The organism is Mobiluncus curtisii subsp. curtisii ATCC 35241 (assembly GCF_000146285.1).
In the GTDB taxonomy this organism is placed as follows: Bacteria; Actinomycetota; Actinomycetes; order Actinomycetales; family Actinomycetaceae; genus Mobiluncus; species Mobiluncus curtisii.
Map to the genome: position 1 here is coordinate 160,520 of NZ_GL385912.1, position 15,320 is coordinate 175,839.

15 protein-coding genes and 3 tRNA genes are annotated in these 15,320 nt (G+C 54.5%); all 18 read left to right on the forward strand.

Annotated features, from left to right (window positions below; translation table 11 throughout):
- The first annotated feature begins 33 nt into the window (after window positions 1-33).
- Window positions 34-106 (forward strand) — tRNA-Gly (locus HMPREF0574_RS00725).
- Window positions 107-234: 128 nt separating this feature from the next.
- A tRNA-Cys gene (locus HMPREF0574_RS00730) sits at window positions 235-305 on the forward strand.
- A 4-nt stretch (window positions 306-309) separates the two neighbouring features.
- Window positions 310-386, forward strand: a tRNA-Val gene (locus HMPREF0574_RS00735).
- A 311-nt stretch (window positions 387-697) separates the two neighbouring features.
- On the forward strand, window positions 698-2,707 hold the full coding sequence (gene thrS / locus HMPREF0574_RS00740; RefSeq protein ID WP_004006748.1) for a threonine--tRNA ligase: 2,010 nt from the start codon (window positions 698-700) through the stop codon (window positions 2,705-2,707).
- Between the two features lies 1 nt (window position 2,708).
- Entirely contained in the window at window positions 2,709-3,266 is a 558-nt protein-coding gene (locus HMPREF0574_RS00745) for an HIT family protein (RefSeq protein ID WP_004006749.1), read from the forward strand.
- Window positions 3,267-3,309: 43 nt separating this feature from the next.
- Window positions 3,310-3,783, forward strand: a complete 474-nt coding sequence (gene ybaK / locus HMPREF0574_RS00750) for a Cys-tRNA(Pro) deacylase (RefSeq protein WP_004006750.1) — start codon at window positions 3,310-3,312, stop codon at window positions 3,781-3,783.
- Between the two features lie 58 nt (window positions 3,784-3,841).
- On the forward strand, window positions 3,842-4,741 hold the full coding sequence (pdxS, locus tag HMPREF0574_RS00755) for a pyridoxal 5'-phosphate synthase lyase subunit PdxS (protein ID WP_004006751.1): 900 nt from the start codon (window positions 3,842-3,844) through the stop codon (window positions 4,739-4,741).
- A gap of 59 nt (window positions 4,742-4,800) precedes the next feature.
- Complete coding sequence (gene pdxT, locus HMPREF0574_RS00760; RefSeq protein WP_004006752.1) at window positions 4,801-5,427, forward strand: pyridoxal 5'-phosphate synthase glutaminase subunit PdxT; 627 nt, start codon at window positions 4,801-4,803, stop codon at window positions 5,425-5,427.
- Between the two features lie 23 nt (window positions 5,428-5,450).
- Window positions 5,451-6,092: an NUDIX hydrolase gene (locus HMPREF0574_RS00765; protein WP_004006753.1), complete on the forward strand. Its 642-nt coding sequence runs from the start codon at window positions 5,451-5,453 to the stop codon at window positions 6,090-6,092.
- A gap of 157 nt (window positions 6,093-6,249) precedes the next feature.
- The gene (locus HMPREF0574_RS00770; protein WP_004006754.1) at window positions 6,250-7,689 is read left to right on the forward strand and encodes an L-serine ammonia-lyase; all 1,440 of its coding nucleotides are present in this window, start codon (window positions 6,250-6,252) and stop codon (window positions 7,687-7,689) included.
- Between the two features lie 149 nt (window positions 7,690-7,838).
- On the forward strand, window positions 7,839-8,597 hold the full coding sequence (locus HMPREF0574_RS00775; RefSeq protein WP_004006755.1) for a YebC/PmpR family DNA-binding transcriptional regulator: 759 nt from the start codon (window positions 7,839-7,841) through the stop codon (window positions 8,595-8,597).
- 11 nt (window positions 8,598-8,608) lie between these two features.
- Window positions 8,609-9,250 carry a crossover junction endodeoxyribonuclease RuvC gene (gene ruvC, locus HMPREF0574_RS00780; RefSeq protein ID WP_004006756.1) on the forward strand — a complete coding sequence of 214 codons (642 nt, stop codon included), beginning with the start codon at window positions 8,609-8,611 and terminating at the stop codon, window positions 9,248-9,250.
- A 36-nt stretch (window positions 9,251-9,286) separates the two neighbouring features.
- The gene (gene ruvA / locus HMPREF0574_RS00785) at window positions 9,287-9,871 is read left to right on the forward strand and encodes a Holliday junction branch migration protein RuvA (protein ID WP_004006757.1); all 585 of its coding nucleotides are present in this window, start codon (window positions 9,287-9,289) and stop codon (window positions 9,869-9,871) included.
- Window positions 9,864-10,901 carry a Holliday junction branch migration DNA helicase RuvB gene (gene ruvB, locus HMPREF0574_RS00790; RefSeq protein WP_004006758.1) on the forward strand — a complete coding sequence of 346 codons (1,038 nt, stop codon included), beginning with the start codon at window positions 9,864-9,866 and terminating at the stop codon, window positions 10,899-10,901. Before ruvA ends, ruvB begins: the two co-directional genes overlap by 8 nt.
- A 72-nt stretch (window positions 10,902-10,973) precedes the next feature.
- Window positions 10,974-11,444, forward strand: coding sequence for a preprotein translocase subunit YajC (locus HMPREF0574_RS00795; protein WP_236585890.1), 471 nt, complete (start codon window positions 10,974-10,976; stop codon window positions 11,442-11,444).
- 51 nt (window positions 11,445-11,495) lie between these two features.
- Window positions 11,496-13,661 (forward strand): protein translocase subunit SecD, encoded by a 2,166-nt coding sequence (secD, locus tag HMPREF0574_RS00800; RefSeq protein WP_004006760.1) that lies wholly within the window; start codon window positions 11,496-11,498, stop codon window positions 13,659-13,661.
- On the forward strand, window positions 13,658-14,773 hold the full coding sequence (gene secF, locus HMPREF0574_RS00805; RefSeq protein ID WP_004006761.1) for a protein translocase subunit SecF: 1,116 nt from the start codon (window positions 13,658-13,660) through the stop codon (window positions 14,771-14,773). The genes secD and secF overlap by 4 nt, the downstream gene beginning before the upstream one ends.
- Window positions 14,770-15,315 (forward strand): adenine phosphoribosyltransferase, encoded by a 546-nt coding sequence (locus tag HMPREF0574_RS00810; RefSeq protein ID WP_004006762.1) that lies wholly within the window; start codon window positions 14,770-14,772, stop codon window positions 15,313-15,315. Before secF ends, HMPREF0574_RS00810 begins: the two co-directional genes overlap by 4 nt.
- The last annotated feature ends 5 nt before the right edge of the window (window positions 15,316-15,320 follow it).

The following is a 15,320-nucleotide window of genomic DNA, read 5'->3' on the forward strand; positions in this document are numbered from 1 at the left end:
ATAAGATACTGGGGTTGGTTTTTCCAGCGTGTTGCGGATGTAGCTCAGTTGGTAGAGCATCACCTTGCCAAGGTGAGGGTCGCGGGTTCGAGTCCCGTCATCCGCTCGGTTTTTGGGGGAATCGAGCCTCGGTTCGGTTCCCCTCAAAAATTGGCTGTCTGAGGAGTCCTACCGGGTGCGTAACAGGTACTGGGTTTGGGCTTCTTTATAGAGTATGATACTCAAGACCACATTGGTGGGTTGGCCGAGTGGCTAGGCAGCGGCCTGCAAAGCCGTATACACCGGTTCGAATCCGGTACCCACTTCTACGGGCGGTTGGCGCAGCTGGTTAGCGCGTTTCCTTGACACGGAAGAGGTCGCAGGTTCGAGTCCTGTATCGCCCACCACGACGCAGGTCGAGGATAAAGCCACGACCTGCGTTTTTTGGTTTTATGAGCCGGGCAAGCTTGCTTGCAAAGGCTCATAAAACCAAAAAACGTCAGCGGGGGACCCGCTGGTGGTTTTATCCGAGACCAAGGAAGTGGCGCGCAATTTTGCGGAGCAAAATTGTTGGCACCTCGGCGCGGGTGTGGTTGCTATTTTGCGGAGCAAGATAGCTGGTACTTAACATGGCTGCTAAATCTCCCAGAATGTTTTTCCTATTATTTCCCGCGCGTATAAGATTGTCTCAGTAAACCAAGACTGAGAAAGGCGCAAAGTGTCCGAGATCAACGTCACTATTGACGGGAAAGCAACCCAGATTGAATCCACTATCACCGGTGAAGATTTGTACCGGGATCGTAAAGAAGTCATTGCTTACTTCATCAACGGTCAGGCACGTGACCTGTATCGCGAACTCCATGACGGGGACACAGTTGAAGCCATCACTATCGACTCTGAGATGGGCTTGAACATCTTGCGCCACTCCTGCACTCACGTGATGGCTCAGGCAGTCAAGCAGGTTCGCCCGAATGTGAAGTACGGCATCGGTCCTTTCATCGAAAACGGTTTTTACTATGATTTCGGTGTCGATGAGCCTTTCACTCCGGAAGATTTGAAAGCCATTGAGAAATACATGGCGCGGATTTGTAAAGAAGACCAGAAGTTCGTGCGCCGGGTCGTTACCGAAGATGAAGGTCGCGCTGAACTCGCCGATCAGCCTTACAAGCTGGAATTGATTGGCTTGAAAGGAACAGACTCGGACAATGACCAGGCTGCCGCCGGGGCTTCGGTGGAAGTCGGGGGCAATGAGCTGACGATTTACGATAACGTGCGCAAGAACGGTGAGGTGGCATGGAAGGACTTGTGCCGCGGTCCGCACGTACCTTCGACCCGGCTCTTAAACGGCGTGTTTAAGCTGATGAAAGTATCAGCCGCGTACTGGCGTGGTGACCAGGCAAATGACTCTCTGCAACGTATCTATGGCACCGCTTGGGCGACTAAAGATGATCTGAAAGAGTACGTGACTCGCATGGCGGAGGCCGCCAAGCGTGACCATCGCCGGCTGGGCAACGAGCTCGATTTGTTCAGCTTCCCGGAGGAAATCGGCTCCGGTTTGGCGGTGTTCCATCCCAAGGGTGCGATGGTGCGTATGGAAATGGAAAACTATTCTCGACGTCGCCATCTGGAGGAAGGGTACTCTTTCGTTTACACCCCGCATGTCACGAAGGGGCAGCTGTTTGAAACGTCGGGACACCTGGAGTGGTACAAAGACGGTATGTTCCCGCCCATGCGTGTGGATGAGGAATGCGACGATCAGGGGAATGTCACCAAGGAAGGTTTCGACTACTACTTGAAGCCCATGAACTGCCCCATGCACAACCTCATCTATAAATCCCGTTCGCGTTCCTATCGGGAGTTGCCGTTGCGCTTGTTTGAGTTCGGTACGGTTTACCGTTACGAGAAATCTGGCGTGGTTCACGGTCTCACTCGCGGACGTGGCTTCACCCAGGATGACAGCCATATCTATTGCACGCGCGAACAGATGAAAGACGAGCTGACAAAACTGTTGACTTTCGTGCTGGATTTGCTCAAAGACTACGGGTTGGATGACTTTTACCTGGAACTTTCTACAAAGAATCCGCACAAGTTTGTGGGGTCTGACGAGATTTGGGAGGAAGCGACCAATACGTTGGCGGAAGTTGCCACAGCTTCGGGCTTGGAACTGGTTCCGGATCCAGAGGGAGCGGCGTTCTATGGTCCCAAGATTTCCGTGCAAGCTCGAGATGCAATCGGTCGCACATGGCAGATGTCGACCATTCAGCTGGACTTTAACCTGCCCGAACGCTTTGATTTGGAATACACCGCGGCGGATGGAAGTCGGCAACGTCCCGTGATGATTCACCGTGCCTTGTTCGGTTCAATCGAACGCTTCTTTGGGGTGCTGACTGAGCACTATGCGGGAGCATTCCCGGCTTGGCTGGCGCCGGTGCAGGTGCGTTTGGTGCCGGTGGCAGAGGCATTCAATGACTACTGCGAAGACATTGCGAACCGTTTGCGTGCGGAAAACGTTCGGGTCGAGGTGGATACGACCGATGACCGTTTCGGTAAGAAAATCCGCAATGCTGCCAAGGATAAGATTCCTTTCACTCTCATTGCTGGTGGGGAGGACGCTGAGGCAAACGCGGTGTCTTTCCGCTATCGCGGTGGGGAGCAAAAGAACGGTGTCCCAATTGACCAAGCGATTGCGGAAATCCTGGAGGTTATCCGCAGTCGCAGGAACGACTAAGATGACTGACTTACCCGCGGAATCAAGCGAAAATTTCGGTGCGCAAACTGACGGGATGGAACGATTGTGGACCCCTCATCGCATGGTGTACATCGATGATGGACCGCATCGTGATGTGAAAGCCTGTCCGTTTTGTGAGGGTCCGAAAGGCGAGGACGAACAGAGTCTCATTGTGTATCGAGGCAAGACTTGCTTCGTGGTGATGAACCTGTTTCCTTACAATCCCGGTCATGTTCTGGTTTTGCCCTATCGGCATATTCCCGATTACACCGATTTGGACTTTGCGGAACGTGTCGAATTTGGCGAACTCACCGCGCACACTATGGAGGTCATCCGTCAGGTCAAAGCTCCGCAAGGGTTTAATCTGGGGATGAATCAGGGCGCGGTCGCGGGAGCAGGAATCGCGGGTCACCTACACCAGCACATCGTGCCGCGGTGGGCGGGGGACGCGAATTTCTTTCCCATCGTGGCGCGTACCAAGGCAGTTCCGGAGCTGTTGGGTCAGACTCGTCAGGTGTTGGCTGAGGCTTTCGGCGATTGGCAGCCGCGCGAAATCTGAAACTTTCCCGGTATGGGACTTGAGAAACTGTTGCTAGATCACAATGAAGACCACCAAGACTAACGCCATGCGACTGTTGGACGGTGCCGGAGTAGCTTATGAAACGTCGAGCTACTCCACGGAAGGGGACGTCGGCGCGCTCCATACTGCCGAAGTCCTGGGGATTCCCCCTGAACTCATTTACAAGACCCTGGTGTTGGAAGATGGGCAGGGCGGTCACTATGTCGCGGTCGTTCCCGCCGATGCTGAGCTGGACTTGAAAAAGACTGCCACGCATTTCGGCGTGAAACACGTCCAGCTCATCAATTGGCGGACCCTGCGGGAAGTGACCGGCTATATCCGCGGAGGATGTTCCCCTTTGGGAATGAAAAAATTGTTTCCCACGGTCATCGAGGAAACTGCCATATTGCTCGATAAGTTCTATGTTTCGGCAGGGCTGCGGGGCTTGCAAATTGTGGTTAATCCTCAGGATTTGGCACCAGTGGTGTCGGCCGGTTTCGCGGATATAGTGCAGTAATAGCTAAAATGGGGACGATTGAGAAATTTTAAGAGTATGTACAAGGAAAGAAGGAAAAATGTCTGATCAACTGGCGCAAGGCACTGGAACTGATTTAGTGAAGCGGGGTATGGCGCAGATGCTCAAGGGCGGTGTCATTATGGACGTCGTAAATGCCGAGCAAGCCAAGATTGCCCAAGATGCCGGTGCCGTGGCGGTGATGGCTCTGGAGCGCGTTCCGGCGGATATTCGCGCCGAAGGTGGAGTCGCCCGTATGAGCGACCCTGATTTGATTGATGAGATTATCAATGCGGTGTCTATTCCTGTGATGGCAAAAGCCCGAATTGGTCATTTTGCGGAAGCTCAGGTGTTACAGAGCCTGGGTGTGGATTACATCGATGAATCCGAAGTTCTGACCCCGGCTGACTACAAGCATCACATCAACAAGTGGGATTTCACCGTGCCTTTCGTGTGTGGCGCCACCAACCTCGGTGAGGCTTTGCGTCGTATCAGTGAGGGCGCTGCCATGATTCGTTCCAAGGGTGAAGCCGGTACCGGGGACGTGTCCAACGCGGTGACCCATATGCGCACCATGACTTCTCAGATCAACCGTTTGACCACCATGCGTCCCGATGAGCTCTTTGACGCCGCCAAGGAATTGCAGGCTCCCTATCCGCTGGTCAAAGAGGTTGCGGAAACCGGGAAGCTGCCGGTCGTGCTGTTCACCGCGGGCGGTATCGCCACCCCGGCTGACGCGGCGTTGATGATGCAGTTGGGTTCCGAGGGCGTGTTCGTGGGCTCCGGCATCTTTAAGTCCGGTGATCCGGCGAAGCGCGCGGCGGCGATTGTGAAGGCTACGGCTCGCTACAACGAACCGGAAGTGGTCGCTGAGGTGTCCCGTTCCTTGGGTGAAGCCATGGTCGGCATCAACGTTCACGATATTCCTGACGAGGCACGCCTAGCTCAGCGCGGTTGGTAAATCGCTGGCTCGGTCGTGAGCCAGCATGTTCGCGTCTTTAGGAAAAACCACAGAAAAGGATGATTTTGGATCAAAAACAATGGCGCGTAGGCGTCTTGGCTCTGCAGGGTTCGGTGATTGAGCATGTCCGAGCCCTGCAGGCTTTGGGCGCCCTTCCTGTGGAGGTAAAAGTTAGCGCTCACCTGCAGGATTTGGACGGTTTGATTATTCCCGGCGGGGAATCTACCACCATGTATAAGTTGGCGCGAGCCTTCGACCTGTTCGATTCCTTAAAAGCCTTTGTTCACAGTGGAAAAGCCATTTATGGCAGCTGCGCAGGCATGATTATGCTGGCTGACCATATTGTTGACGGTATCGAGGGGCAAGAGACGCTGGGAGGATTGGACGTGGTAGTGCGACGTAACGCGTTCGGTCGACAGGTCGATTCGGCGCAAAGTTTCGTCGACCCCGGTTCCTTCGGGGGCGACCAGCCCCTTCCGGCGGTATTTATTCGCGCTCCTTGGGTGGAGTCGGTCGGATCGGGGGTGGAAGTGCTCTCGACTTGGCAGCAAACTCCCCAGTCGACTCCGCGAGTGGTGGCAGTACGCCAAGGTCCCTTGTTGGCGACCTCATTCCACCCCGAAGTAACCGATGACCTGCGAGTACATAGCTACTTCTTGAACCTTGTGAAAGCTCAGACCAACTGAGAGCCACTAAAAGGGGAAAGATCATGGACGAAGTCTGGCGTTCGGCACAGCACTGTGATGCTGTGCCGAACGCGGGGTTCGAGAGTGATACGCAGACCTCTCTGGAGGACTATTTCCTGAATGAATGGCCCCAGGATGAGGACGGCTATAACCATCGCCAGGCCGCACGAGTCGTGGCTTTCAACAGTCGTGACGAGTTGCTATTGCTGCGTGGGCATGACTTTTCTGATTTCGACCACTGGTGGTGGTTTACCGTCGGCGGCGGACTGGAGATAGGGGAGGACCCGCGAGCTGGGGCAATACGGGAGTTCTTTGAAGAAACCGGTTACCGTCTGCAGCCAGACGCGTTGGTTGGTCCGGTGCTATGCCGGCACGCCACCTTCGAGTTTCACGCGTTGACTTGCCGCCAAGACGAGCTGTTTTTTCTGACCTGGCTGCCTGGAGAACCCGTGTTTGTGCGAGACGGGTTTACCGCCGTCGAACAGAAAGTCTTGGATGAAATGAGATGGTGGAACCTCTCTGCATTACAACGCGAAATAGCTGATGGTGCAGTGGTTTACCCGCAGGATTTAGTTTCCCTGGCGCGTGGCTGGGTGCGGGGCTGGGATGGGACCTGCCCGGAAATCAGTGAAGGTACCGTGGGGAAGCGCCGCCCTGCTGGTTAAACTTTTGGTGCCTGATCACAGAACAGGCACCAAAAGCATTTATTTTGACCGAAGTCAGTAATGAAAGGCGTTTTCGGTGCCTCCGATTGTGGAGTGTGCAGGTTCGCCGTGGCATGCCGCTATCCCTAGGCTAGCTTTCAGGCTAAAATTTGTAGCCATGCTCGCGTCCTCGCTTTCCGTGTTTGATGTCATCCAAGTCGGTGTCGGACCTTCCGCTTCACACACCGTCGGGCCGATGCGCGCCGGTGCGGATTTCGTGGCACTATTGCTTGATTCTGGGCAGCCTTTCCGGCGTCTGGAAGTTGAGCTCCAGGGTTCTTTGGGCGCCACTGGTCGTGGACACCTCAGCGATGGTGCGGTGCTGGGGGGTCTTTCCGGTTTCGTTCCCGCTACGGTACAGCCCGGCGCGGTAGCGCGTCTGTTGGACGCGGTGACTCCGGAAGGCGCACTAGTCTTGCCGGGCGGGGTGACGGTGCCGTTCTGCTTTGAGCGGGATTTGCTTTACCGACCGCAGACGATAGCCCCATTCCATGCGAATTCTCTCGTGATTAGAGCCTACGATGATGCTCAGGTTACCTTTTCGAAACGCTACTATTCCACCGGTGGGGGGTTCGTCACCCGTGACGAGGTAGATTCCGGGGAACCCGGTGAACTGACCTCCCTCGATGAGGGTACCGCCGCAGCTGACGTGCCCTACCCGTACAACTCTATGGACGACCTTTTGCAACTGGCGCAAAGCGAGGGAAAATCCCTCGGCGACCTGGTGCGAGCCAATGAGCTAAGTCGGATGACCAAGACTGAGCTGGGGCAAGGTCTGGACAACCTGCGCAAGATGATGAACAAATGCATAGATAACGGCTGCACCAGCACGGAAACCATTCTGCCTGGCGGATTGTCCGTGCCGCGCCGAGCGCACCGATTGTTCCTCCACTTGCGAGCTCGAGATGGCAAGCCCGGCACTCCGGCGATTTGGCGTAGCTTCGCGCAAGACCCTATGCGCGCAATGGACTGGGTGAACCTGTGGGCGCTGTCCGTAAACGAGGAAAACGCGGCTGGCGGAATGGTGGTGCGAGCCCCCACAAATGGTTCGGCGGGTATCGTGGCAGCGGTGGGGCGTTACCTGCAGTGGTTTTGTCCCGAAGTGGAACAGAAATGTGGCTCGGCGCAGCGCGACTATCTGACGGTGGCAGGGGCGGTAGGTGGAATCATCAAAACGAATGCCTCTGTCGCTGGGGCAGAAGTCGGCTGTCAGGGTGAAGTCGGATCCGCGGCAGCTATGGCAGCGGGAGGCTTGGCTGCCGCTTTGGGGGGCAGTCCTCACCAGATTGAGAACGCCGCTGAAATCGCGATGGAGCATCATCTGGGCTTGACCTGCGACCCTATCGGCGGTCTGGTGCAGGTTCCCTGCATCGAACGCAATGCTATCGCTGCCATCAAAGCTATTAACGCCGCCCGCATGAGCTTGTGGGGAGACGGAACACATCGGGTCAGCTTTGACGAAGTTATTGAGACTATGCACCAGACTGGTCTGGATATGAACTCAAAATACAAAGAAACCGCCACCGGGGGGCTGGCGGTCAACGTCGTGGAATGCTGAAAAATCAGCGTTTAGAAATCGAAATTTGGGTTTCATGCGGCTACGGTCCGATGATTGTGTCGGAATTGCGGTAATCTCAGTTGGACGATACGAGGAACGTTTTATTAAACTGTCTTCGTTATAGGCAAGAAGTTTAAGGAGATACACCAATGTCGGGTCACTCAAAATGGGCCACCACGAAACATAAGAAGGCTGCCATCGACGCCAAGCGCGGCAAGCTGTTTGCGCGCCTGATTAAGAATATCGAAGTGGCGGCGCGTACCGGCGGCGGTGATCCTGCCGGTAATCCGACCCTTTTTGATGCCATTCAGAAAGCCAAGAAATCCTCCGTTCCTGCGGATAACATCGATCGCGCGGTGAAGCGCGGCTCTGGTGCTGAATCCGGTGGTGCAGACTGGCAGTCCATTACTTACGAAGGCTACGGACCTAGCGGGGTGGGCTTCATCGTGGAGTGCCTCACCGATAATAAGAATCGCGCGGTGTCTGAAGTGCGGACTATTTTTAGCCGTAACGGTGGCAATATCGCCGATTCTGGTTCCGTTTCTTACCAGTTTGCCCGCCGTGGGGTCATCGAGGTCGCCAAAGTTGACGGCTTGGACGAAGACAAGATTCTGGAAGCGGTGTTGGCAGCTGGCGCTGATGATGTGGAAGATGCTGGTGAAATTTTTGTAATTGAGACTGAACCGACGGATTTGGTGGCGGTGCGTACCGCTTTGCAGGATGCTGGGATTGACTACGACTCGGCGGAATCCCAGTTCGTTCCTTCGGTCAAGGTGGGCTTGGACTTGGATGCCTATCGCAAGGTCATGCGCCTGTTCGACGCTCTCGAGGATAGCGATGACGTGCAGAACGTGTACATGAACGGCGATGCTTCCGATGATGTCATCGCACAATACGAAGCCGAATAGTAAACGTCTCTATGCGAGTTTTGGGCATCGACCCCGGTATCACCAGGTGTGGTATCGGGGTCGTTGACTTTGATACGAGCCGGCGGTGTACTTTGGTCTATGTCGATGTGGTGCGCAGTGACCCGAACACTGCCACACAGTTTCGACTCTTGAAAATTTCACAAGGGGTGGCTGAAGCTATCAATCGCTTTCAGCCGGACATTGTGGCTTTGGAGCGTCCTTTTGCAAAGGAAAATCGTCAATCTGTAGCTACCACTATGCAGGCGATGGGCATCGCCATGGTTGAAGCGGCGCGTCAGGGGCTCCCTGTAGCAGTACACACGCCCTCGGAGGTGAAAGCAGCTGTGAGTGGTAATGGGAGCGCCTCTAAAGCGCAGGTACAGGCTATGGTGGCACGGATTTTGCGCTTAGATAAACCACCAAAGCCCGCCGATGCGGCTGACGCATTAGCTATTGCTATCACTCAAGCCTGGCGTGGCACAGGGATTCTCGGAGCGGGTGCGGATGGAGATTTTAGCGTCAGTTTGAGTGGGAAAGTGAAAACGGCAGCCGGCACTCACTTGACTGCTGCCCAACGCTTGTGGGCAGAAGCGGAAGCAAAAACTCGACGTTCCGGCGCGGTGGATCCACGACGACACCAGAAACCGCTATAGTACAAATGTTCGAATTTTCAACCACGAGGACAATTAGTGATTTCTGTAATTAAAGGGGAGGTCGTCTCCAAGAAGCTGGACCGAGCTACGGTGCTGGTGGGGGGATTGGGATTGGAATTTCTTGCCACCCCCAATACCTTGGCAACTTTGGTTCCGGGAACGACCGCCACGGTGCAAACATACCTGGTGGTTCGCGAAGATTCCTTGACTCTGTATGGATTTGCTTCTCCCTCGGAACGTGATACTTTTGCGACTTTGATGCAAGTCAAAGGGATTGGTCCCAAGCTCGGATTAGCGGCCCTCTCAGTTTTGAGCCCCGAAGCCCTAGCTGCAGCGGTGGCTAACAGTGATGTGGCGGCGTTGCAAGGCATTCCCGGTGTGGGCAAGAAGTCCGCTGAACGGATGATTCTGGAAATCGGGGACAAACTCGGTGGCGTATCTGGCGTGGCAGCATCCACAGGTGCGACAGCCGGTTTTAACGCCAGTACCGTCGTCGAAGCGCTGAGCAATCTGGGTTACAACCAAGCTCTCGCTACCGAAGCGGTCAACGCGGTATCAGCCAGTGATGCTCCCACCGCATTGCGGGAAGCCTTAAAGTACCTGGGGAGCAAACGTGGCTGAAGATACAGATTTCTCTCATGAGCAGCGTTTGGTGGATTCCTCCGCGCCCGATGCGGAACGCGCCGCCGAAGCGGCTTTGCGCCCCAAGACGCTCGGTGATTTCATCGGTCAGGAAACTGTCAAGACCCAGTTGCAGCTGGTCCTTTCGGCAGCAAAAGAACGGGGTGAGGCTGCCGACCATGTTTTGTTAGCGGGTCCTCCGGGGCTGGGTAAGACGACTCTGGCAATGATTATCGCCGCTGAAATGTCATCTTCACTGCGACTGACTTCCGGTCCTGCCATCGGTCACGCTGGTGATCTAGCGGCGATACTGTCTTCTCTGCAAGAGGACGATGTCCTGTTTATTGACGAAATTCACCGGTTGGCACGTCCTGCCGAAGAAATGCTTTACCTGGCAATGGAAGATTTTCGAGTTGATGTCGTAGTGGGCAAAGGACCTGGCGCCACATCTATTCCTCTGACGCTGCCACCCTTTACCCTGGTCGGAGCCACAACTCGGGCGGGTCTGCTCCCAGCACCCCTGCGTGACCGCTTCGGTTTTACCGCGCATCTGGAGCCCTACCAGCCCCCAGATTTGGCACTCATCGTGAAACGTTCTGCCAGTTTGCTGGGGTCTGAGATTACCGAGGACGCTGCCAGCGAAATTGCCCGCCGTTCGCGTGGTACGCCTCGGGTAGCGAACCGTCTGTTGCGCCGGGTCATTGACTTTGCCCTGGTTCATGGTCATCCCCGGTGTGATTTGGAATCGGCACGTCGTGCCTTGGAACTGTTCGAGGTCGACGAGCTGGGCTTGGATCGCTTGGATCGCAGTGTTTTACGTGCGGTAATAGAGAGATTTGCGGGAGGCCCGGTTGGTTTGCACACCCTCGCGGTGTCCGTCGGGGAGGAACCAGAGACGATTGAAGAAGTCGTGGAGCCGTTCCTGGTGAGAGAAGGTCTCTTGATACGTACCAATCGAGGTCGCGCCATCACTCCGAAAGGTTGCGAACACTTAGGCGTTACTCCACCGGCGGAAAATGCTCTGTTTTAGCGGGTATATTTTCCGTTTTTGTCGTGCAGGCTTTAGACTTGGACGGTCGCCTAATTTAAGGAAGGTTTATCTGTGCTGCCATTTCAAAATGCCGCAAGCAATGCCCAAAATCCCATGATTACTTGGGGGATACTTGGTTTAGCGTTTTTGTTGATGATTATTTTTATGCGCAGGTCCGGTCAGAAACGCTTGTCTCAGATGGAAGAGCAGCGTAAGTCTATGGAACAGATGATGACTCCGGGGACTTGGGTGCGTACCACCTCCGGTTTCTTTGGCAAAGTCGTCGAAGTTAGTGGGGAAGTTATTACCTTGACTAATCTGACCGGTGAGGAAACCTTGTGGGATATTCGGGCTATCGCCAAAGTGGAGGATCCGAACTTTGGAACCGTTAGTGACTCTGATTCCGTGACGGAAACGGATTCGGTGGCTGCTGACCCGGAAGCACCTGAAACCAAGCCAGAGGAATCAGGATTTGGCTCCAACGTGGAAGATAATTCCACACCCGGTGAGGACACTGAAAAAGGTGAGGGTCACACCTTTTGACCCCGAGACTTTTACAACACACATTGAAAGCTAGATAAAGAAGGAAAATCTGTGGCTGCCAAGAAGACTAAGAACAAGGCGTTGCGCACACTCATATTTTTCGCCGTGATTGTGGTGGCTCTGGCGGGGACCCTGGTTGGTTCGACCATTTTCTCAAATGGCTCGTATGCCCCGAAGCTGGCTATCGATCTAGAAGGTGGAACCCAGCTGATTCTCACCCCGAAAAATACAGAAGCCAAGGCAAAAGCCATCTCCGACGCCGATATTGAACAAGCTATTGAAGTCATCCGCCAGCGTATCGACGCCTCCGGTGTCGCCGAGGCCGAGATTGCGCGGAATGGTCAAGAGAACATTTCGGTAGGTATTCCCGGCAACCCCAGCGAAGAAACTTTGGCATTGATTCAACAGTCCGCAGTCATGCGTTTCCGTACCGTGCTGCTGAGCGCGCCAGGTAATGCTACTAATAATGAGGATCCCCAAGCGCTTCTGGGACAGTTGACGGGGGCTGCGGCTCCTGCCGGACAGGGGCAACCAGCCGCCGGAGAAACCGGTGGTCAACAAACTCAGACCACGGTGGGCAAAGGCAATAATACCGTGACGATTCCGCCTTCTGCGCCGACAGAAAAGGGTAAAACGCAGTCTTTGGTCTTAAACTCTACGGATCCCAGCGCTACTCCTGCGCCGACAAGCAATCCGGGCAAGCCGGCACCCACACCGGCTGCTAAACAGCACCCCTCCGCGGCGATTCCTTTCGATGAACTCATGAAACAGGCGGAAAAATATCCCGATACTCCCGCCGGTGAGTCCAAAGTCATTAACGACCGGAAACACATCACGGTACGGGATATGTTCATCTTTAATCATTTGGATTGCACCGACCCGGCATCTCTCAAGGGTGGTTCCCTGGATGACCCGAAAAAGAATTTGGTGGCTTGCTCTAAGGAAGGTTACGAAAAGTACATCTTGGGTCCCGAGGTACTTTCCGGTACCGACTTGGTCTCCGCGTCTTCCGGAATGGGCACTAACCAGCAGGGTAACGCTACCGGTCAGTGGGAAGTTGCGCTGAAACTCGATGCCGATGGCGCCAAGAAATTCGATGCCGTGGCAAAGGTTCTCTACCCCAACCAAACTCAGGGTAGCAACCGTAATCCTGACAATAACCGTTTCGCGATTGTGCTGGACTCCCTGGTCGTCAGTGCTCCGGGGGTAAACGCTCCCGCGTTCGGTGGCTCGGCATCTATCTCCGGTTCCTTGACGAGAGAATCCTCCGCCACTTTGGCTAATCAGCTCCAGTTTGGTTCGCTGCCTCTGAACTTTGAACAGCAATCCAAGCAATCCATCTCGGCTACCTTGGGTGGGGAACACCTGAAAGTCGGGTTCTATGCCGCTATCGTTGGCTTGATTCTGGTCGTGCTGTATCTGCTCCAGCAATATCATGCTTTGGCAGGTTTGGCGACGGCATCCCTGCTTCTGGCTGGTGGCATCGTGTACTTGGCAGTGGCTATTCTGTCTTGGTCGATGGGATACCGACTCTCGCTGGCAGGGGTGGTCGGTTTGATTGTGGCAGTCGGCGTGACCATGGACTCGTTCATCATCTATTTCGAACGTATCCGCGATGAGGTTCGTGATGGCAAGCCCCTGGCAACCGCGGTGGAAACCGGATGGAACCGCGCGAAACGCACCATTGTGGTGTCCGATATTGTGAACATCGTGGCTGCGGTGGTTCTCTATGTTCTGGCTGTTGGTGGTGTGCAGGGCTTCGCATTTACCTTGGGTCTAACCACGTTGGTTGACTTGGGAATTATCTTCCTGTTCACTCACCCCATGATGTCGTTGCTCATCAAGACTCGTTACTTCGGTGAAGGTCGGAAGTTCAGCGGTCTCGATCCCCTGCACCTTGGTGCCAGCAGCGACCGCATCTATATGCGTTCCACCGCAACCGCGACTTCTTCTCGTAAAAAGAAATCTGCGCAAAAGGTCGCGTCGCCAACTATCTCTCTGGCTCGCCAAAAGGCTGGTTTACTGCAGACAGACGAGGAAGATACTGCAGATACAGCTGCCACTCCGAGCGCGAATCTAGAATCGGATACTCCCGCGACTGAGTCTGCAGCGGAAACTTCCTCGACTGAATCGCAGTCTGAGACTGCGAAATCTGATGAGAGCGGGGACACCACCTCGAAAGACGAACCCACTCAGACAGAGGAGGACGCGAAATGATGAGTTATGCCCAGTGGGGTAATGCGCTTTACTCCGGAAAAAAGTCTTATGGAATCATTAAAAATCGACGGATTCCGCTCACTGTCGGAGCTATTCTGATGGCAATATCCGTTATCGGAATCGCGATTTTCGGGTTGAACCCGTCTATTGAATTCACCGGTGGCGCTGAGTTTGTAGTTACGAACACCGTGAAAAATCCGCCTCAGCAACCTGCATATAACGCGGTCAAAGCTGCCGGTCTGAACGAACAGACTAAAGTCGCGCAGATGGGCACGAACGGTCTGCGCGTTCAAACCAGTCAGCAGCCCAACGACGTGGAGCTCAAGATTCAGCAAGAGCTGGCAAAGGCTTACCACGTGGACATTAAGAAAGTCTCCAAAACTTCCATTGGTCCGTCTTGGGGTGCTTCGGTTTCCAAGCAGGCTTTGGTTGGTTTGCTGGTATTCATGGGCATGATTGCTGTGCTGTTGATGGCGTACTTCCGCACCTGGACCATGTCCTTTTCCGCGCTGTTTGCCTTACTGCACGACTTCCTGATTACCTTGGGCGTTTTTGCCTACACACATATTGAGATTACTCCGGCAACGATTATCGGCTTGCTGACGATTCTGGGGTATTCACTCTATGACACGGTGGTGGTATTCGATAAAATCCGCGAAAATACTCGTGATATGTTCAATCAGTCGCGCTCCAAGTACAACGAACTGGCGAACCTCTCGATTAACCAAACCATGGTGCGTTCCATCAACACCTCCATCACCGGTATTCTGCCGGTGTCGGCGATTCTGTTCCTGGGAGCGGCGCTACTGGGTACATCCACTCTGTTGGACATCTCGATGCCGCTATTTATCGGCATGATTGTGGGTACCTTCAGCTCCATCTTTATTGCCACCCCGATGCTGACGCTGATTCGAGGGCGTTCCCAAGCTATCAAAGACCACAACGCCAAGGTGGATAAGGCTCGCGCTGCCGCGGTGGAATCCGGTGCCGCTACTCTCAAGGAAGACGGTTCTTTCCAAGAAATTACTCCCGCGGTGGTAGCCGCTCCCATGGTTCCCGGACACCATAAGGGACAAGCTTCTCAGCCGAAACGGAAGAAGAACAAGAAATGAATACGGCGGTTGATTTTGACCCGCGGCTGCACCAGATTATTACTTCGCATCTGGCAGAGATTCCTGATTTTCCTCAGCCTGGGGTTCTGTTTCGTGACTTTTCCCCGCTACTGGCTTCGGGGGATCCTTTTCGGGAATTGATTGCCGGGATTGCCCAGCATTATCGCGGTCGAATCAACGCGGTTGCGGGGTTGGAGTCACGCGGTTTTATCCTTTCCTCGCCTTTGGCTGTGGAACTAGGTGTGCCCATGATTATGGTGCGTAAGGCAGGGAAACTGCCCGGTCACGTAATCAGTGAATCCTATGACCTGGAATATGGTTCGGCGACAATTCAAGTCCAACCGGAAACAGTGCAAGGCTTTGACAGTATCTTGGTAGTGGATGACCTGTTAGCGACGGGTGGTACTGCCGCCGCGTCCGTGAAACTGTTGGAAAAAGCCGGGGGACATGTCAGCGAGATCTTGGTATTGATGGAGCTGAAAGCGATGAACGGACGCAAGCACTTGGGCAATACCCCATTCCACTCTCTCGTTGAACTGTAAACAGA

Bases quoted from the DNA above. Each gene is read 5' to 3' on its own strand.
- HMPREF0574_RS00745 (WP_004006749.1), top strand. From the start codon at position 2,709: ATGACTGACTTACCCGCGGAATCAAGCGAAAATTTCGGTGCGCAAACT.
- ybaK (WP_004006750.1), top strand. From the start codon at position 3,310: ATGAAGACCACCAAGACTAACGCCATGCGACTGTTGGACGGTGCCGGA.
- pdxS (WP_004006751.1), top strand. From the start codon at position 3,842: ATGTCTGATCAACTGGCGCAAGGCACTGGAACTGATTTAGTGAAGCGG.
- pdxT (WP_004006752.1), top strand. From the start codon at position 4,801: ATGATTTTGGATCAAAAACAATGGCGCGTAGGCGTCTTGGCTCTGCAG.
- HMPREF0574_RS00765 (WP_004006753.1), top strand. From the start codon at position 5,451: ATGGACGAAGTCTGGCGTTCGGCACAGCACTGTGATGCTGTGCCGAAC.
- HMPREF0574_RS00770 (WP_004006754.1), top strand. From the start codon at position 6,250: ATGCTCGCGTCCTCGCTTTCCGTGTTTGATGTCATCCAAGTCGGTGTC.
- HMPREF0574_RS00775 (WP_004006755.1), top strand. From the start codon at position 7,839: ATGTCGGGTCACTCAAAATGGGCCACCACGAAACATAAGAAGGCTGCC.
- ruvC (WP_004006756.1), top strand. From the start codon at position 8,609: ATGCGAGTTTTGGGCATCGACCCCGGTATCACCAGGTGTGGTATCGGG.
- secF (WP_004006761.1), top strand. From the start codon at position 13,658: ATGATGAGTTATGCCCAGTGGGGTAATGCGCTTTACTCCGGAAAAAAG.
- HMPREF0574_RS00810 (WP_004006762.1), top strand. From the start codon at position 14,770: ATGAATACGGCGGTTGATTTTGACCCGCGGCTGCACCAGATTATTACT.